Genomic DNA, 17,898 nt, shown 5'->3' with positions numbered 1-17,898 from the left:
CCGCTGCACCAAGCGCCAGAGCCCCCGGTTTCAGGGGGCCCTGGCGTTTTTCATGGGCGAGTGGAATTGCGCCAAAAGCCTGCTGTACTGACCCTAGGTTCCGGAGCGGAACCTGTAGTTAACCTGCGGGATGCATAACAGTTGTATCGCGTTGATAGGTTGACCTATCAAGGACTCCTCCATGTCTTTGTTCAAACGTTCCATGACTGAACTGCTCGGCACCTTCTGGCTGGTCCTGGGCGGCTGCGGCAGCGCCGTGCTCGCGGCGGCCTTTCCCAATGTCGGCATCGGCCTGCTGGGCGTCGCCCTGGCCTTCGGCCTGACGGTGCTGACCATGGCCTTCGCCATCGGCCATATCTCCGGTTGCCACTTGAACCCCGCCGTGTCCGTAGGGCTGGTGGTGGGCGGACGCTTTCCGGCCAGGGAACTGCCGGCCTATATCGTCGCCCAGGTGATCGGCGCAGTGATCGCCGCGGCGTTGCTGTACTTCATCGCCAGTGGCAAGCCCGGCTTCGAACTGGCCTCGGGGCTGGCTGCCAACGGCTATGGCGAGCACTCCCCCGGCGGCTACTCGATGGCCGCGGGGTTTGTCTGCGAGCTGGTGATGACCTTGATGTTCGTGGTGATCATTCTCGGCGCCACCGACAAACGCGCCCCGGCGGGGCTGGCACCGATCGCCATCGGCCTGGCGCTGACCCTGATCCACCTGATCTCGATCCCGGTGACCAACACCTCAGTCAACCCGGCCCGCAGTACCGGGCCGGCGCTGATCGTCGGTGGCTGGGCCTTGCAGCAGCTGTGGATGTTCTGGCTGGCGCCAATCCTCGGCGCGGTGATCGGCGGCGTGGTCTACCGCTGGCTGGGCAAGGAAGACAGCTGAGGCAACGAGGCGAGGGTCACGCCTGCCGATAGGGCAAGGCGTCCCTCGCTTCTTGTGCATAGGCGCGAATCCCAGCCTGTTCCTGTTGCAGGAAATCCTTCACCGCGGCCTTCAGGCCGGGGTGGCGCAGGTAGTGCCAGGAGCGGGTCAGCACCGGTTCGAAACCGCGGATCAACTTGTGCTCGCCCTGGGCTCCAGCGTCGAAGCGTTGCAGCCCATTGGCGATCGCGTACTCCATGCCCTGGTAGAAACAGGTCTCGAAATGCAGGCGATCGAACTCCGCCAGGCAGCCCCAGTAGCGCCCATAGAAGCTGTCGCCCCCCACCAGGCTGAAGGCCATGGCCACCGGGCGTGTGCCCTGCTTGGCCAGGACCACGCGAATCGCTTCGGGCATGCGCTCGGCCAGCAGGCTGAAGAACGCGCGGGTCAGGTAGGGTGACTGGCGCCGCACCGCGTAGGTGTTGGCGTAGCAGGCGTAGACGAAATCCCACTGCGCCTGGTCCAGCTCATGGCCTTCGAGCCACTGGAAGTCGATCCCCTGCCCCGCCACCTGCTCACGCTCCTTGCGCATCTGCTTGCGCTTGCGCGAACTCAGGGCATCGAGGAAATCCTGGAAGTCCCGATAGCCGCGGTTCTGCCAGTGGAACTGACAACCCAGGCGCTGCAGCCAGCCGGGTTGCTGCTCCAGGGCCAGATCGCTGAAGCCATCGGTGAAGTTGATATGGGCACTGGAAAGCCCTTCGATCTCCAGGTAGCCGGGCAGGCTCTTCAACAGTTCCAGGGCGTCCGCCTGGGTTGCCGCCAGCACCCGGGCACCGCTCACTGGACTGAAGGGCACCGCCGTCAGCAGCTTGGGGTAGTAGTCGATCCCGGCCCGCTCGCAGGCGTCGGCCCAGCCATGGTCGAACACGTATTCACCATAGGAGTGCCACTTGCGGTAGCTCGGCAGCGCCGCCAGCAGGCGCCCGTCTTCGACATGCAGCAGGTGCTCGGCCTGCCAGCCGGAGCGTGGGCCGAGGCTGCCGCTGTCTTCCAGGGCACTGAGAAAGGCGTGGCGCACAAAGGGTTGGCCGTCCTTGAGCAAAGCGTCCCAATGCGTGGGATCGACGGCAGACAGGCTGTTCAAGGATTGCAGCGGCATCGGGGTCCCCGGGATTCAGATCGAACAACCCGGGGAGTATCCTCCATCGCCGGGCTCACCGAAACCGCCAGCACCGCCCAGGGCCATCAACGCCCCAGATGCTCCGCCAGGAAATCGATGAACACCCGGGACTTGCGTGGCAGGTGCGCGGTGTTGGGAAACAGCACATGCACCGGCTGCGCGGCCAGCCGGTACTCCGGCAGCACCCGCACCAGGCGGCCGTTGCCCAGGTCGTCGAGGACCATCCATTCCGGCAGCACCGCCAGCCCCAGGCCAGCCAGGGCCATGGCACGAATCGCCGTGGCCGAGTTCGATTCGTGCCCGGGTTCGACCGGCACCTGCACCTCCCCCCGACGCGGGTGGCTCAGCGTCCAGCTCGGCGGTCCGGCAAGATTGCTGTTGCAGATCCACGGCCATGCCCCTAGGTCCTCGGGCTGCAGCGGCGGGCGCTCGGCGAACAGCCCCGGGCTGGCCACCAGGGCAATGGCATAGTCCGCCAGCTTGCGCCCCTTGAACCCCGAATCGGCCAGGTGCCCGAGGCGGATCACCAGGTCGAGCTTTTCCGCCACCAGGTCGTTCAACGACGAATTGAAGTGATAGCTCAGGCGCACTTCGGGGTAACGCGCGGTGAACAGCGGCAGGATCGGCAGAACGAAGGTCTCGGCGTATTCCGCGGTGGAACTGATGCGCAACTTGCCCGAGACCCGATTGCGACCGTGCAGCACATTGTCAAAGGCACTGTCGATATGGGCGACAATCCCCTTGAACTGGTCATAGAGCTCCCGGCCGCTGTCGGTGAGCGCCACATGCCGCGTGGTGCGGATCAGCAAGGTGGTCGCCAAGGCCTGCTCCAGGGCCTTGATATGCAGGCTGGCCATGGCCTTGCTGATGCCCAGGTACTGGGCCGCACGGGTGTAGGAAGCAAAGTCCACCACCGCGAGGAAGGTCTGCACCCGATGCAACTGGCCGTGAAAGGTCTGGTTCACTGTCAAATCCTGTTAAACAATGCGTCAAGTATAGGCGCCTCGACAGCCCCGCCCCAAGCTCCCTAAGCTGCGCGGGAAAAACGGAGGCGACATGACCTACAGATACAAAGTGGCGGTGGTATTCCTCCTCGGTTTCTTCATTGATTGCGTGAACATCTTCATGTCCGCGGTGGCCCTGCCCAGCATCGCCAGCCAGCTGCAGGTGTCCAGCGCCAGCGTGGCCTGGGTCGCCAATGCCTATATCCTCGGCCTGACCCTGGCGATTCCCGTCAGCACCTGGCTGGCGGCACGCTTGGGCAACCGGCAACTGCTCTGCGCCTCGATGCTGCTGTTCAGTGCCGCAGCGCTGCTGTGCGGGCTGGCCGAGAGCTTCCTGTCCCTGGTGTCCTGGCGACTGCTCCAGGGCATGGCCGGGGGCCTGTTGATTCCCCTCGGGCAGGCACTGACCTTCAACCTGTTCCAGGGCAGGCAACGGGCGCGGATCTCGACCCTGATCATGGTGGTGGCCCTGCTGGCCCCGGCACTCTCGCCGACCCTGGGCGGAGCCATTGTCGACCAGAGTTCCTGGCGCTGGGTGTTCCTCGCCAGCCTGCCACTGTCGTTGCTGGCGGCGGGATTGTCCTGGTGCTGGATCAACAGCGATCCCGGCCCGGTACTGGCTCGCCCCGACCTGCGCGGCCTGCTGCTGGTCAGCGCCGCCCTGGGCAGCCTGCTGCTGGGCCTGTCGCTGTACGGCAGCGGCTACCCGGCGTACCAGGCGCTTCTGGGCCTCGGCGCGGGCCTGCTGTTTGCCGAGGGCTACCGGCGTCACTGCCGCCGCTGCCCGGTCCCCATCATCGATCTGCACTTGCTGAAGAATCCGCGCCTGGGCCTGTCGGTGACCATCTACTACGCGATTCCGGGGATCTTCACCGGAGTCAACCTGCTGAGCCTGTTCTTCCTCCAGGACCAGTTGCACCTGAGCGCACAGCACAGCGGGATGTTCATGCTGCTGTATGCCGCCGGCGCCTTGCTGGCGATGCTGGCCTGCGGCCGCTGGTACAACCGCGCAGGCGCCGCGCGCCTGTTCGCCATTGCCTTGGTGCTGCACAGCGTCGGCATCGCCACGTTGTGCGCGGTCGACTCGGCCTCCGACCAGCCCCTGATGATGCTCGCCTACCTGCTGATGGGCCTGGGCGGAGGTGCAGGTGCCAACACCGCGCAGACCACCGCACTGCTGGACTTCGACGGCGCCGACACGCACAAGGCCAGCGTGATCTGGAACATCAACCGGCAAATGGCTTTCAGCCTGGGCGCTGCCTTGCTGCTGATGCTCTACAACCTGCTGCTCGGCTATCGAGGCGCCACCGGCGCCTATCACCTGAGCCTGTTGCTGGCCGCCGTGGCCGGCCTGCTGCCCCTACTGACCCTGAACCGACTCCCACTACCCGAGGCCTCCCATGCCCCACTCGATCGTTGAACAAGCGCAATCCAGCGTGCACCGGATTCACCAACTGATTCACAGCGTCTTCACCGACCAGCAGGGGGACGGCGCAGCCAACCTCGACGCCTTGCTGGCGCTGTTAGCCGATGACTTCCAGATGGTCACCACTGGCGCTGCCCTGGTCGGCCGCGAACAGGTGCAACAGCTGTTTCGTGGTGGCCTGGGCCAGCGCCCGGGGCTGCAAATCACTGTCGGCGAGCTGCGCTGCGTGTGGCAGGAGGGCCAGAGCGCGGCGATCCGCTACAAGGAAACCCACCGCATGGGCCAGGTCGAAACCTCGCGCCTGTCCCTGGCGATCATCCGTGTGCAAGCCGATTCGGTGCAGTGGCTGTACCTGCATGAAACCGCCTGCCCCTGAAACGGGCCACGCAATTACCCGGACAAAAAAAACCCCGCCGGGGCGGGGTCAAAACGAGAGGAGCTATAACGGATGAGAAAGAGCTCTACCTGGGTGTCGCAACAGCTTTAGAACACGTACTGCACACGGGCTACGAGGGCATCGCCACTGTCGTCACCGACGTTGTTGCTGATCTTGTCGGTGTTGACCTTGATGTAGTTGGCGGAAACCTTGATTGCTTCGTTGGCGTACCAGTTGACCCCGATGGTGTTCATGGTGGCCTTGGCATCGCCGACTTCACGGGTGGCGCTGGCGGTCACGACGTTCTTGTCATCGACCTTGATGTTGTCGTAGCGGTAGAACACTTCCCAGGCACCGTACTGCTTGTTCTCGGGCTTGATGGTGTCGAACTTGGCGCCGTCGAGTTTGTACACGCGGGACTCGCCGGTCAGGGTGTAGGCCAGTTGACCGTAGAAACCGGTGGCCTTGACGTCCTGGTAAGCCGCGCTGTCGGCCTTCATCTTGCGGGTCAGGTATTCGGCCTGGGCCGAGAACGGGCCGGTGGCGAAGGCGAATTCACCGCCGAACACCCGGTCGTTGTCGTAGGCACCGGCAGCCGTCAGGTTCGAGGCGTTGAGGCCGGTGCCGCCGCCGAAGGTGGCACGGTTGCCGTTGGTGCCGGCGTCGTTGCCACCGTTGGTGGCGATGCCACGCACGCCCAGACGAGGACGGATCCGCGAATCGAAGGCAGTGTCACTGAGGTCGCGGCTGGCGAAGTCCAGGCCGAAGTGCAGGACGTTGCCGGTTTCATGCATCGGGGCGAACACCGCACGGGCGTTGAACTGCTTGACGCTGTCGCCGTCGCTGTCGTTGATGTCCTTGGCTGCCACGCTGCCGGACAGGTAAGCCATGTCGGCTACCACCGAGCTGACCTGCAGGCCCATGCCGTTCTCGTGGGAGTTGACCCAGTCGGCCAGCTCGTAGGCGGCGTTACGCTCCATGGAGGTGACCCACTTGGAGCTGGTGGCCTTCTCCAGACCGAAGTCTTCGTCGAAGCGGCCGGCACGGATGGTCACCGGCTTGAAGCCGACGTAGGAGATCGAAGCCTCGTCGAAGTAACCGTCATCGGCGGTGCCCGAGTTGTGGGAGAAGTCGTAGTTGATCTGGTATTTCCAATCCTTGTAGGCGGTGCCGCCCAATTCCAGATAGGCACGGCGGAAGTAGGCGCCGTCGCCGCTGTCACCATTCTTGGTGTAGAACCCGTCGAAACGGCCATAGTCGGCTTGCAGACGACCGCCCAGCTTGAAGCTGAACGCTGAGTCGGTGGTAGCAACCTCAAGGCCGCCCTTGGTCTTGACTACGATATCGGCGCCGTCGGTGGTGACGGTGCCAGCGAAAGCCTGGGCGGTTACTGCCAGGGCCAGGGCGCTGGCGGCAAAACCGGCGAAGTGCTTACGGATCATCGAAGAGTTCCCCTAATTGGTGGTCTGTAGCGTTGGAAAACACGCGGGGTTGGCCCGCTGGTGTTGGGTGGGAATCTTGGCGATGGGTTATTTCAGCCGGGTTGCTGATAGATAAAGATTTGATTACAGGGGAACTTTTTTACTTCGAAATGAAATAAGGCAAAACGCTTGTACTAGAGCGCTCGCAGCAATATTCACGGGTGTTTGGACGAATCAGCGGGCACTGTCACCTTTGATCGGATGACAGATTCATGGCAGGTCAGCCACTGGGACGGACAGGATCAGCGGGTGCCCTTGCAGCACCCGCAGCAGCAGATTCAGAGGTCGCGTTTTTTCTCGGCGGCCAAACGCTCGGCCAGTTCGTCAAGACCTTCCAGGGGCGGCTCGGGGAGCACCCGCAAGGTGGCTTGCAGCAGGCGCATCTGGCGGATGAAGCGCCGGCAGTTGGGGCAGAACAGCAAGTGATGACGTACCATCAAGCGTTCACGAAAGCTCAACTGGCCATCGAGATAATCACTGGATCGTGCCACTTGTTCCTTACAGGTCAGCATTGGCCGGTTTCCTCAAAATGCTCCACGGTGGCGAAGACTTTCAAGCGCGCCCGGTGCAACAGCACCCGGACATTGGAGAGCGTGAGCCCCAAAAGATTACAGATTTCTTCCAGCTCCAGGCCTTGGCGCTCGCGCAGCAGCAACACGCTGCTTTGCAGCTCCGACAGGCTGAGCAGGGTGTGCTCCAGGCAGTCACGCAGCTCGGCTTCGGTCAGCAGGGCTTCGGGAGTGTCCTCGTGCCAGGCGAAGGGCGCCACCAGCCAGTGGCCGTCGCTGGAGGAGAAACGCTCATCACCAACGGTGCCGTGAGGCGAAGGCAGGTCATCGAGCAGGACTTCCCGGCGATTCTGCTTGTAGCGGCCCTTGGCCGCGTTGGCCGTGATGGTCAGCAGCCAGGTCTTGAGGCTGGAGCGCCCCTGGAAACCCGAGAGGTTGCGCACCACCGAGAGCCAGGCATCCTGCACCACTTCGTCGGCGTGGCGATTGCCGACAATGGCGTAGGCCACCGCGCGCATGGCGCTCTGGTAGCGCGTGACCAGTTCCTTGTAAGCCTTCTGTTCGCCCGCCAAAAGGCGCTCTAGCAGTTGCGTGTCATCAGCAGCGGCCATTCATGCCTCGTTCAATCATGCGGGTTTGAGTGGGGTGTGACGCGCCAATGCTCCCTCGCGCCACACTCCGCCTCAGCCTAGATCAACGTTTGCGCAGAAGAACGCTGCCGATCGAATAACCCGCGCCGAAGGAACTGAGCACCGCCAGGGCACCGCTGGACAGATCGTCCTGGTACTTGTGGAAGGCAATCACCGAGCCCGCCGAGCTGGTGTTGGCGTAGGTGTCGAGAATCACCGGGGCCTCTTCCACCGAGGCTTCGCGGCCCAGGAGCTTCTTGACGATCAGGTGGTTCATGCTGAGGTTGGCCTGGTGCAGCCAGAAGCGCTTCACGTCGCCGACGTTGAGCTGGTTCTCTTCCAGGTGCGCGGCGATCAGTTCCGCCACCATCGGGCACACGTCACGGAACACCTTGCGGCCTTCCTGGACGAACAGCTTGTCCGGGGCGCCGATGCCCTCTTCCGCCGTGCGGTTGAGGAAGCCGAAGTTGTTGCGGATGTTGTTGGAGAACTGGGTCAGCAGCTTGGTGCTGACGATGTCGAACTGATGCTTGGAGGTGGCCAGGTCGGCGCGCTCGATGATCACCGCGGTGGCAGCGTCGCCGAAGATGAAGTGGCTGTCGCGGTCACGGAAGTTCAGGTGGCCGGTGCAGACTTCCGGGTTGACCATCAGGATCGCCCGGGCCTGGCCCAGCTGCACGCTGTTGGCGGCGGCCTGGATGCCGAAGGTCGCCGAGGAGCAGGCCACGTTCATGTCGAAGCCGAAGCCCTGGATGCCCAGTGCGGCCTGGACTTCGATGGCGATGGCCGGGTAGGCGCGCTGCAGGTTGGAGCAGGCGACGATCACCCCGTCGATGTCAGCGGCGGTCTTGCCGGCCCGTTGCAAGGCCTGCTCGGCGGCAGCGACGGCCATCTGGCACAGCACCGACCATTCGTCGTTGGAGCGCTCCGGCAGGCGCGGGGCCATGCGTTGTGGGTCGAGGATGCCGTCCTTGTCCATCACGAAGCGGCTCTTGATGCCTGAGGCCTTCTCGATGAACGCAGCGTTGGATTCGGTCAGGGCCTGCACTTCGCCACGCTCGATGGCGGCGGCGTTGTCGCGGTTGAACTGGTGGACGTAAGTGTTGAAAGACTCCACCAGCTCTTCGTTGGAGATGCTGTTGGCCGGGGTAAACAGGCCGGTGCCGCTGATGACGACGTTATGCACGGTCGTTCCTCTAGTGTGTTGAGGCAGAAGGTATTGGCACCGCCGTGCCAAACCGTAAAGGAACTGCCCCGCTGGCGGGACAGTTCCTGGCATCGCTTTATTCGGATCCGCCCGGGCTGCCTGCGCTGCAGAAAACCGGGGCCGGCATTTATGACGGCGGAGTTTGCCATAACCTCCGATATTTCGCCGCAATTGCAAGATCGACGGAGTTGACGTGTAGGAGCCGGCTTGCCGGCGAACCGGGCCTTGAGCCTTGCATTGCCCTTGGTGGCGCCTTCGCTGGCAAGCCAGCTCCTACGGGGGCGTACCGCGATATCTCTGTAGGAGCCGGCTTGCCGGCGAACCGGGCCTTGAGCCTTGCATTGCCCTTGATGGCGCCTTCGCTGGCAAGCCAGCTCCTACGGAGGCGTATCGCGATATCTCTGTAGGAGCCGGCTTGCCGGCGAACCGGGCCTTGAGCCTTGCATTGCCCTTGATGGCGCCTTCGCTGGCAAGCCAGCTCCCACCGGGGCGTACCGCGATATCTCTGTAGGAGCCGGCTTGCCGGCGAACCGGGCCTTGAGCCTTGCAGTGCCCTTGATGGCGCCTTCGCTGGCAAGCCAGCTCCTACGGGGGGGTTGGCTCAGGCCTCGACCTGACTCCACTGCTTGCTCAGGCGCTTGTCGGAGATCGGCACCTTGGTCCCCAGCTGCTGGGCAAACAGCGACACCCGGTACTCCTCCAGCCACCAGCGGTACAGTTCCAGCTGGGGATCGCGCTTGCCTTCCTGGGCATGCTTCTGGGCACGGGCCTGGTACTGGTTCCAGAGGTTGCTCAGCTCGCTGCTCCAGACCCGATCCTTCTGCACCTGGCTGCCAAGTTTCTCGAAACGCTGCTCTACCGCCTTGAGGTAACGGGGCACTTCCTTGAGCCACAAGGCCGGGGTTTCGCGGACGAAGCCCGGATACACCAGGTGGCTGAGCTGGGATTTGATGTCGTTGAGGGCCACGGCCTGAGCCAGGTCGATCTTGCCCTTGAAGCGTTTCTGCAGGCCGTGCCAGAGCTTGAGGATCTCCAGGGTCAGGCGTGCCAGGCGTTCGGCGTGTTCGGTCCAGGCACCGCGCTTGCGCTCGGCCAGGGACGCCAGTCCGGCGCCGTCCCGGGGCAACGTGGCTTCGCCGTCGAGGATGCAAGTGTCGAGGCTGGCCAGGAGGATGTCCTCCACCAGCCCATCGACCCGGCCCAGCTCGCGGTACAGCAGGCCCAGTTCGGTGAGCCCAGGCAACTTGCCCCGCAGGAACTTGGCCGGCTCGGCCAGTTGCTGCAACAGCAGGCGCTGCAAGGCCCGGCGGTGCTGGAACTCGGCTTCGGCAGCGGTGGAGAAGCGCCCTTCCTTGACCGTCCCCGCCTCTTCCACCAGGGCCGGGTACACCGTCATCGACAGTCCGGCGATCTTCTGCTGGGTCTTCTCCGCCACTGCGGCGAACACCTTGGCTTCCACCGGCTGCTGGCTCTTGGCGGTCTGCGGCACCGCCAGGGCTGCCTGGCTGGCTTCGGCAAAGCGCGCGGTCAGCTCGGCCAGGTCGCGGCCTTCACCGAGGAACTTGCCTTGGGCGTCGACGATTTCCAGGTTCATCCGCAGGTGGCTTTCCACCTGTTGTTCGGCTTCGCTCCAGGCCTCGTCGCTGACCCGCGCACCGGTCATGCGCAGCAGCTCGCGCCCCAGGGCCTGGGGCAAGGAACCCTCGGCGAAGGTCATGCGCTGCAAGGCGGCCTTGACGAAGTCCGGCACCGGCACGAAGTTTTTGCGCAGGGCCTTGGGCAGGTTGCGCACCAGGGCAATGCACTTGGCCTCGAGCAGCCCCGGCACCAGCCATTCCAGGCGCTCGGCCGGCAGGGCCGGCAACAGCGGCGCCGGCACTCGCAGGGTCACGCCGTCACGGGGGTGGTTGGGTTCGAAGTGGTAACTCAGGGCCAGTTCCAGGTCACCGATGTGCAGAGTGTCCGGATACTGCTTGGCGGTGACCTCGCTGGCTTCGCGGGCCAGCACATCTTCCTCGCGCATGATCAGCAGTTGCGGATTCTTCTGGCTGTGCACCCGGTACCAGCTGTCGAAGGTCGCGGTCTGGTGGATCTCCGCCGGCAGGCGCTCGTCGTAGAAGGCGAACAGGGTTTCCTCGTCCGCCAGGATGTCCCGGCGCCGGGCCTTGGCCTCCAGGGCGTCGAGCTGCTCCAGCAGTTGAGTGTTGGCGCTCAGGCACTTGGCCTTGGACTGGATCTCGCCACGCACCAGGGCCTCGCGGATAAACAGCTCGCGCGACACCACCGGGTCCACCGGGCCGTAATGCACCGGCCGCCGGCCGACCACGATCAGGCCGAACAGGGTGATCTGCTCGTAGGCCACCACCTGGCCGCGCTTCTTCTCCCAATGGGGTTCGAAGTGGTTCTTCTTGATCAGGTGCCCGGCCAGGGGCTCGATCCAGTCCGGTTCGATCTTGGCCACCATGCGCGCATAGAGCTTGGTGGTCTCCACCAGTTCGGCGGTCATCAACCATTGCGGGCGCTTCTTGCCCAGGCCCGAGGACGGGTGGATCCAGAAGCGTCGCTGGCGGGCACCGAGGTAGTCGCCGTCCTCGGTCTTCTGGCCGATCTGGCTCAGCAGCCCCACCAGCACCGCCTTGTGCAGTTTCGGGTAGTCCGCCGGCTCCTTGTTGAGGCTCAGCTGCATATCCCGGCAGATCAGGCTCAACTGGCGGTGGGAGTCACGCCACTCGCGCAGGCGCAGGTAGTTGAGGAAATTCTTCCGACACCAGTTGCGCAGCGGGCTCGCTGTCAGGGCCTGGCGCTGTTCTTCGAAGCCGCGCCACAGGTTGACCAGCCCGGCGAAATCCGAGTCCACGTCCTTCCACTGGGCGTGGGCCTGGTCAGCCGCTTGCTGACGTTCCGGCGGTCGCTCGCGGGGGTCCTGGATCGACATCGCACTGGCAACGATCAGCACTTCCTGGAGGCTGCCGAGCCTGGCCGCTTCCAGCAGCATGCGGCCCATGCGCGGGTCCACCGGCAGCCGCGCCAGTTGCCGGCCCAGTGGGGTCAGCTGGCTGTTGCGGTCGACCGCCGAAAGCTCCTGCAGCAGGTTGAAACCGTCGCTGATGGCCTTGCCATCCGGCGGCTCGATAAAGGGAAATGCGGTGATTTCACCCAGGCGCAGGTGCAGCATCTGCAGGATCACCGCCGCCAGGTTGGTACGCAGGATCTCCGGATCGGTGAACTCCGGCCGGCCGAGGAAATCTTCCTCGCTGTACAAGCGCACGCAGATCCCCGGCTCGACCCGGCCGCAACGACCCTTGCGCTGGTTGGCGCTGGCCTGGGAAATCGCCTCGATGGGCAGGCGCTGGACCTTGGCCCGGTAGCTGTAGCGGCTGATGCGCGCGGTGCCGCTGTCGATCACGTAGCGGATCCCCGGTACGGTCAGCGAGGTCTCGGCGACGTTGGTCGCCAGCACCACCCGGCGGCCGGGGTGCGACTGGAAGATCCGCTGCTGTTCCGCCGGCGACAGGCGCGCGTACAGCGGCAGGATCTCGGTGTGCTTGAGCTGGGCCTTGCGCAGCATCTCGGCGGCGTCGCGGATCTCCCGCTCCCCCGGCAGGAACACCAGCACATCCCCCGGACTGCGGCGCTCGCTGCGCTCATGGGCAGCGATCTCGTCCAGGGTGGCGAGGATCGCCTGGTCCACGGTCAAGTCGTCCTCGACCCGGTTGCCTTCTTCGTCCTGCTCCAGGGTCAGCGGGCGGTACCAGGTTTCCACCGGGAAGGTGCGCCCGGACACCTCGACGATCGGCGCATCGTCGAAGTGCTTGGAAAAACGCTCCAGATCGATGGTGGCCGAGGTGATGATGACCTTGAGATCAGGGCGCCGCGGCAGCAGGGTCTTCAGGTAGCCGAGGAGGAAGTCGATGTTCAGGCTGCGCTCGTGGGCCTCGTCGACGATGATCGTGTCGTAGCGTTCCAGGTAGCGGTCGTTCTGGGTTTCCGCCAGCAGGATGCCGTCGGTCATCAGCTTGATCAGGGTGCTGGAATCGCTCTGGTCCTCGAAGCGCACCTGATAGCCCACCAGGCTCCCCAGGGGCGTGGCCAGTTCTTCGGCGACCCGACTGGCCACGCTGCGGGCAGCGATCCGCCGGGGCTGGGTATGACCGATCAGGCCGTGCTGGCCGCGACCGATTTCCAGGCAGATCTTCGGCAACTGGGTGGTCTTGCCCGAGCCGGTCTCGCCGGCAATGATCAGCACCTGATGCTTGAGCAGCGCTGCCTTGATTTCGTCGCGCTTGGCGGCGATCGGCAGGCTGTCGTCATAGCGAATCGGCGGCACGCTCTCGCGGCGCGCGGTGACCAGGTTGCAGGAAGCCTGCATCCGCTCCAGCCACTGGGCCAGCTTGGCCTCGTCGGGTTTCTTGCGCAGTTCGAGCAGTTGCCGGCGCAACCGGTGACGGTCGGCCAGCATGGCTTGATCGAGGTTTTTCAACAGCTGGTCAATTGCAGGCGATTCGGAAGTCATCAGGTACGCAAAAGTCGTCATATGTAGGCAGGGCGCGATTGTCGCAGAAAAGCGCAGACAATACGTAGGAGCCGGCTTGCCGGCGAAGGGGCCAGTGAGGATGCCTTCGCCGGCAAGCCGGCTCCTACACCGTCACTCGTCTTCCAGGCCTTTGCGCCGGTAAGGGAAGACGTCGATGATCTTGCCGGCGCGGATGGCGTCCTGCAGGCCCTTCCAGTAGTCGGCGTTGTACAGCTCGCCATGCAACTGGTCGAACAGCCGGCGCTGGCCGGCGTCGGCGAACAGGAACGGCGGGAACTCCTCGGGGAACACATCGTGGGGGCCGATGGAATACCAGGGCTCGGAAGCCATCTCGTCTTCCGGCGTACGTGGTGCCGGAATGCGGCGGAAGTTGGCCTCGGTCAAAAAGCAGATTTCGTCGTAGTCGTAGAACACCACGCGGCCATGTCGGGTCACGCCGAAGTTCTTCAGCAGCATGTCACCGGGGAAGATGTTGGCCGCCGCCAGTTGCTTGATCGCCAGGCCGTAATCCTCCAGGGCCTCGCGCACCTGGGCCTCGTTGGCATGTTCCAGGTAGAGGTTGAGCGGGGTCATGCGCCGCTCGGTCCAGCAGTGGCGGATCAGTACCGTCTCGCCGTCCACGGCCACCGTGGACGGCGCCACCTCCAGCAGTTCCTCGAGGCATGCCGGATCGAACTTGCTCAGGGGAAAACGGAAGTCGGCGAACTCCTGGGTGTCGGCCATGCGCCCGACCCGATCGACGCTTTTCACCAGCCGGTACTTCTCGATCACCGTGGCCCGGTCGACGTTCTTCGACGGCGAGAAGCGGTCCTTGATGATCTTGAACACGGTGTTGAAGCCCGGCAGGGTGAACACGCTCATGACCATGCCGCGCACCCCGGGGGCCATGATGAAGCGGTCGTCGGTGTTGGCCAGGTGGTTGATCAGGGCACGGTAGAACTCCGACTTGCCGTGCTTGTAGAAACCGATCGAGGTGTACAGCTCGGCAATGTGCTTGCCCGGCAGGATGCGCTTGAGGAAGCCGATGAACTCCGCCGGCACCGGCACGTCTACCATGAAATAGGAGCGGGTGAAGGAGAAGATGATCGAGACATCGGCTTCATCGGTGATCAGTGCATCGATCTGGATGCCCCGGCCTTCGCGGTGCAGCAACGGAATCACCAGGGACCACTGCTCTTCATGGGTGAAGATGCGCCCCACCAGGTAGGCCCCCTTGTTGCGATAGAGCACCGAGGAAAACAGCTCCAGGGTCAGCTCCGGGTCTTTGCATACCCAGTCCGGCAGGTTCTCCCGCAGCTGCGCTTCAAGGCGTCGCAGGTCGCCCGCCAGGTCGGCGTAATCCTCGCTGAATCGGTAGTCGGCAAACACCTGAGCGAGGGTCGCCGAAAGATCGCCCTGGGGCCTGTAGCTGCGGGTCTGCGCAGCCCGGGCCCGACGCAGGCTGGGCCGGGTGGTGTGGATGAACATGCAGCCATCGCTGATCAGGTCATGGCTGAACAGCCCGCAGAAGATCGAGTTGTACCAGGTCTCGGAGAGCTCATCGTCGAAGCGCAGGTCGATCAGGCTGATATAGGCACTCTTCACCAGAGGCCACTGGCTGACCTCCATCAGCAGCTCGGTGCTGAAGGCCTGGTGCAGCCGGGCCACGGTTTCCCCGACCTTTTCTTCGTAGAGGTTGATCCGTGCCGCCGAGGCCTGCTGCGCTTCCTGCCACTGCGCCTGCTCGAAGCGCTGCCGGGCACCGTCGGTGATCTGGCGAAAGTGCTCGCGGTAGTCGTCGAAGCCCTCGAGGATCATTCGAGCGATATCGGCGGCGGGCCATGACTGCGACATAAGGAAGACCTCTGCGGGAATTTGCGATGCCTGAGCTTAGCCACTGATACGACCTGAGGAGAAGCGTATTTTTGTCATCGAACGTACGCCGTAAAATGACCCGGCGGTCGCCCAGTGGCTCATCCGGTCGGCCTGATTGCGCCCTGCCCGGCCGCACCACAGGCAGCATCGAGCGCTGCACAGAATCGAACGCAAGAATCAGGGTGCGGACTTTCTTCGTTTCATGGGGCAATAAGGTTTGCCATGCCCAGTCGTGCTGGGCAAGATTCCCGCCCTGCCACCCAAGGAAACTTCCGTGAGACCTGTCGATCTCCTGCGCCTGTTGTCACTGGCCGCCATCTGGGGCGCGAGCTTTCTGTTCATGCGCATCATTGCCCCGGAACTGGGCACTGTGCCCACCGCCTTCTTCCGTGTGTCGATCGCCGCCGTCGGCCTGTTGGTACTGCTGGCGCTGATGCGGGTGAGCTGGGACTTTCATGGCAAGTTCAAGACCGTACTGCTGCTCGGGGTGATCAACTCCGGGCTGCCTGCGACCCTGTACTCGGTGGCGGCCCAGGTGCTGCCCGCCGGTTACTCGGCGATCTTCAATGCCACCACGCCGCTGATGGGGGGGCTGATCGGCGGACTGTTCTTCAGCGAACGCCTGACCCCAAGCAAGATCGCCGGAGTCTGCCTGGGCCTGTTCGGCGTCGGCATCCTCAGCCGCGCCGGCCCGGTGGCGTTCGACCACGAGCTGCTGGTCGGCGCCCTGTCCTGCCTGCTGGCCACCACCTGCTACGGCTTCGCCGGGTTCCTCGCCCGACGCTGGCTGGACCAGGCCGGAGGCCTCGACAGCCGCCTCTCGGCCCTGGGCAGCATGCTCGGCGCGACCCTGTTCCTGCTGCCACTGTTTGCCTACAGCGCCCTCAGCCAGCCACCGGCCAGCTGGGGTGGCTGGAATGTCTGGCTGTCGCTGTTGGGCCTGGGCCTTGGCTGCACCGCCTTTGCCTACGTCCTGTACTTCCGCCTGCTGACCTCCATCGGCCCGGTGCGCTCCATGACCGTGACCTTCATGATCCCGCCGTTCGGCGTGCTGTGGGGGGCCCTGTTGCTGGACGAGCCCTTGTCCATGGGGCACCTCTATGGCGGTGCGCTGATCGCCGCGGCGCTGTGGCTGGTGCTCAGGCCGACGCCGAAAGTCGCGGCCTGATCCCTTGCGCTAGCGACGATCGCCTGCTGACTGAAGGGCTGCGCCGGACTGGGCTTTCAAGGAACGCTCAAGGTGACCAGGTAGGTGCCAGAGGTCACCGGCTTGCCGGACTGGTCGACAAAGGCGTAGTGCTGGTCGTAGTAGCGTCCCTGACGGCCGCTGTCGCTAATCAGCTTGACCTTGACTGCGGAAGGATCCAGGCCCTTGACGCTGACCTGCGGATTGATGGGGGTGATTTCGATCGCTCCGCCACGCAAGCCTTGGGGACACTGGCGTAGATTCAGCCCGGTGTCGACCGCGTTGGAAGCACAGTTGGTTTCCGTGATGCTGCCGGTAAAACGGATGACCCCTTGCGTCCCTGGGGCCCCTGCGAAACAACTGCTCGATAGTCCAAAAAACAAACCGAAAGCGGCTGAAGCTAGCGCTACGTTCATACTGACTCTCCTTGGTATTAAGGACTATGTCGTCAGTCTAGGCAGTGGCTTTAACTTTTAAGGTTTTTCTGATTGACCATTTGGAAATAGCCAACGGAAAAACCTGGCATCCAGGCTTCAAAAATACCTTGAGGCTTGGATCCAGCCACTCCGTTTCATCAGACCTGAGGGCCGTTGCGCGACGCTTTTCGCCGCGATCCAATCCTCTCTCGCAATAATGCCATATAGCCACCATTGAGCGCCGTTGTCGACCCATCCTGCAATCGAAACTCCGCGCCAGCCAGGCCTTGCACCTGGCCGCAGATGCCAGCGGCGACCCAGAAGGCCGCCGCCAGCTCCATCAAGCGTGCTTGCGGAACACAAACACCAGCCCGACGATGATCAGGCCCATTCCCAGCAGGCTGAGCAACGCCAGGCGGTTGCCGAAAAAGGCATAGTCCATCAGCGCGGTCACTGCCGGTACCAGGTAGAACAGGCTGGTGACATTCACCAGGTTGCCCTGGGCGATCAACCGGTACAGCAACAGCGTGGCCAGTACCGAGACCACCAGCCCCATCCACAACACCGGAATCACGAACCCGGCGCTGTGCTCGAAATGGAACGGCTGGAAGGGCACGATCACCGCGCACACCAGCATTCCCGCCAGGTATTGCACCGGCAATGTGCCCAGCGGGTTATCGGTGATGCGCTTCTGCATGATCGAGCCGACAGTCATGCTCACCAGGGCCAGCAAGCCGCAGAGCATGCCGGAGATCGACACCCCCGCCAGGCCGATGCCCTGGTACACCACCATGATCAACCCGGTAAGCCCCAGGCCCAGGCCGAACAGACGGCTCCAGGAACGCTGGCGCTCCATCAGCACCACGGTGAGGATCGGCTGCACCCCCATGAGCGTGGCCATGACGCCAGGGGTGACCTTCAGGTCCAGGGCCAGGATGTAAAAGACCTGGTAGGCCCCCAGCAGCACCAGCCCCGTGGCCACGGCAAAGCCCATGGCCCGACGGCCCCTCGGCAACCGGAGCTTGAGCAACGGCACCAGCAGCACCAACCCGATCAGGGCGATGGCAAAGCGCATCAGCAGGAAGGCAAAGGGTGAAGCGTGGTCCAGGCCCCATTTGGAGAAGATCGCGCCACTGCTCCAAAGCAGGACGAACAAGCTCGTGGAAGCCGCCGCAAGCGCGGACTTTTTTGAAATAAGCAGCATGAAAACCACCTGTAATCAGGCAAAAAGCCA

The 17,898-nt window shown here is 63.8% G+C and carries 14 protein-coding genes; 4 read left to right on the top strand and 10 right to left on the bottom strand.

The window, feature by feature from the left end; genetic code table 11:
- The first annotated feature begins 181 nt into the window (after window positions 1–181).
- Window positions 182–880 (top strand): aquaporin Z, encoded by a 699-nt coding sequence (gene aqpZ, locus ACZ5BO_RS09160; protein ID WP_025127991.1) that lies wholly within the window; start codon window positions 182–184, stop codon window positions 878–880.
- Window positions 881–896: 16 nt separating this feature from the next.
- On the opposite strand, the gene ACZ5BO_RS09155 is transcribed toward aqpZ, so the two are convergent.
- Window positions 897–2,021: a GNAT family N-acetyltransferase gene (locus ACZ5BO_RS09155; RefSeq protein WP_464699343.1), complete on the bottom strand. Its 1,125-nt coding sequence runs from the start codon at window positions 2,019–2,021 to the stop codon at window positions 897–899.
- Between the two features lie 86 nt (window positions 2,022–2,107).
- On the bottom strand, window positions 2,108–3,013 hold the full coding sequence (locus ACZ5BO_RS09150; protein WP_464699341.1) for a LysR family transcriptional regulator: 906 nt from the start codon (window positions 3,011–3,013) through the stop codon (window positions 2,108–2,110).
- An 85-nt stretch (window positions 3,014–3,098) separates the two neighbouring features.
- Between ACZ5BO_RS09150 and ACZ5BO_RS09145 the strand changes: the two genes are divergently transcribed.
- Both ACZ5BO_RS09145 and ACZ5BO_RS09140 read left to right on the top strand, forming a co-directional pair.
- Window positions 3,099–4,466, top strand: a complete 1,368-nt coding sequence (locus ACZ5BO_RS09145; protein ID WP_464699339.1) for an MFS transporter — start codon at window positions 3,099–3,101, stop codon at window positions 4,464–4,466.
- Window positions 4,447–4,848: a nuclear transport factor 2 family protein gene (locus ACZ5BO_RS09140; protein WP_025127987.1), complete on the top strand. Its 402-nt coding sequence runs from the start codon at window positions 4,447–4,449 to the stop codon at window positions 4,846–4,848. Before ACZ5BO_RS09145 ends, ACZ5BO_RS09140 begins: the two co-directional genes overlap by 20 nt.
- A gap of 107 nt (window positions 4,849–4,955) precedes the next feature.
- Here the strand turns inward: ACZ5BO_RS09140 and ACZ5BO_RS09135 are convergent, their stop codons facing one another.
- From ACZ5BO_RS09135 to aceK, 6 genes are all read right to left on the bottom strand, one after another.
- The gene (locus tag ACZ5BO_RS09135; protein ID WP_025127986.1) at window positions 4,956–6,290 is read right to left on the bottom strand and encodes an OprO/OprP family phosphate-selective porin; all 1,335 of its coding nucleotides are present in this window, start codon (window positions 6,288–6,290) and stop codon (window positions 4,956–4,958) included.
- A 317-nt stretch (window positions 6,291–6,607) separates the two neighbouring features.
- The gene (locus ACZ5BO_RS09130) at window positions 6,608–6,841 is read right to left on the bottom strand and encodes an anti-sigma factor family protein (protein ID WP_025127985.1); all 234 of its coding nucleotides are present in this window, start codon (window positions 6,839–6,841) and stop codon (window positions 6,608–6,610) included.
- Entirely contained in the window at window positions 6,835–7,449 is a 615-nt protein-coding gene (locus ACZ5BO_RS09125; RefSeq protein WP_025127984.1) for an RNA polymerase sigma factor, read from the bottom strand. Before ACZ5BO_RS09125 ends, ACZ5BO_RS09130 begins: the two co-directional genes overlap by 7 nt.
- Before the next feature lie 82 nt (window positions 7,450–7,531).
- Window positions 7,532–8,653, bottom strand: a complete 1,122-nt coding sequence (locus ACZ5BO_RS09120) for a beta-ketoacyl-ACP synthase III (RefSeq protein ID WP_025127983.1) — start codon at window positions 8,651–8,653, stop codon at window positions 7,532–7,534.
- Between the two features lie 622 nt (window positions 8,654–9,275).
- A complete protein-coding gene (gene hrpA, locus ACZ5BO_RS09115) occupies window positions 9,276–13,187 on the bottom strand; it encodes an ATP-dependent RNA helicase HrpA (protein WP_025127982.1) in 3,912 nt (1,303 codons plus the stop codon).
- Between the two features lie 132 nt (window positions 13,188–13,319).
- Complete coding sequence (gene aceK, locus ACZ5BO_RS09110; protein WP_464699335.1) at window positions 13,320–15,041, bottom strand: bifunctional isocitrate dehydrogenase kinase/phosphatase; 1,722 nt, start codon at window positions 15,039–15,041, stop codon at window positions 13,320–13,322.
- A gap of 295 nt (window positions 15,042–15,336) precedes the next feature.
- Here aceK and ACZ5BO_RS09105 point away from each other — a divergent pair, with 295 nt between their 5' ends.
- A complete protein-coding gene (locus tag ACZ5BO_RS09105) occupies window positions 15,337–16,230 on the top strand; it encodes a DMT family transporter (protein ID WP_464699333.1) in 894 nt (297 codons plus the stop codon).
- A 56-nt stretch (window positions 16,231–16,286) separates the two neighbouring features.
- Here ACZ5BO_RS09105 and ACZ5BO_RS09100 read toward each other — a convergent pair whose 3' ends face one another.
- Together ACZ5BO_RS09100 and ACZ5BO_RS09095 are read right to left on the bottom strand one after the other, a co-directional pair.
- Window positions 16,287–16,487 carry a hypothetical protein gene (locus tag ACZ5BO_RS09100; RefSeq protein ID WP_256244312.1) on the bottom strand — a complete coding sequence of 67 codons (201 nt, stop codon included), beginning with the start codon at window positions 16,485–16,487 and terminating at the stop codon, window positions 16,287–16,289.
- 517 nt (window positions 16,488–17,004) lie between these two features.
- Window positions 17,005–17,868 carry a DMT family transporter gene (locus ACZ5BO_RS09095; protein ID WP_025127978.1) on the bottom strand — a complete coding sequence of 288 codons (864 nt, stop codon included), beginning with the start codon at window positions 17,866–17,868 and terminating at the stop codon, window positions 17,005–17,007.
- Between the last annotated feature and the right edge of the window lie 30 nt (window positions 17,869–17,898).

Source organism: Pseudomonas sp. FFPRI_1, from assembly GCF_055384485.1.
Note: the sequence above shows the minus strand (reverse complement) of the source record. Positions and strands in the feature narration are given on the sequence as shown.

Bases quoted from the DNA above. Each gene is read 5' to 3' on its own strand.
- ACZ5BO_RS09145 (WP_464699339.1), top strand. From the start codon at position 3,099: ATGACCTACAGATACAAAGTGGCGGTGGTATTCCTCCTCGGTTTCTTC.
- hrpA (WP_025127982.1), bottom strand. From the start codon at position 13,187: ATGACTTCCGAATCGCCTGCAATTGACCAGCTGTTGAAAAACCTCGAT.
- ACZ5BO_RS09125 (WP_025127984.1), bottom strand. From the start codon at position 7,449: ATGGCCGCTGCTGATGACACGCAACTGCTAGAGCGCCTTTTGGCGGGC.
- ACZ5BO_RS09155 (WP_464699343.1), bottom strand. From the start codon at position 2,021: ATGCCGCTGCAATCCTTGAACAGCCTGTCTGCCGTCGATCCCACGCAT.
- aceK (WP_464699335.1), bottom strand. From the start codon at position 15,041: ATGTCGCAGTCATGGCCCGCCGCCGATATCGCTCGAATGATCCTCGAG.
- ACZ5BO_RS09130 (WP_025127985.1), bottom strand. From the start codon at position 6,841: ATGCTGACCTGTAAGGAACAAGTGGCACGATCCAGTGATTATCTCGAT.
- ACZ5BO_RS09140 (WP_025127987.1), top strand. From the start codon at position 4,447: ATGCCCCACTCGATCGTTGAACAAGCGCAATCCAGCGTGCACCGGATT.
- ACZ5BO_RS09095 (WP_025127978.1), bottom strand. From the start codon at position 17,868: ATGCTGCTTATTTCAAAAAAGTCCGCGCTTGCGGCGGCTTCCACGAGC.
- aqpZ (WP_025127991.1), top strand. From the start codon at position 182: ATGTCTTTGTTCAAACGTTCCATGACTGAACTGCTCGGCACCTTCTGG.
- ACZ5BO_RS09135 (WP_025127986.1), bottom strand. From the start codon at position 6,290: ATGATCCGTAAGCACTTCGCCGGTTTTGCCGCCAGCGCCCTGGCCCTG.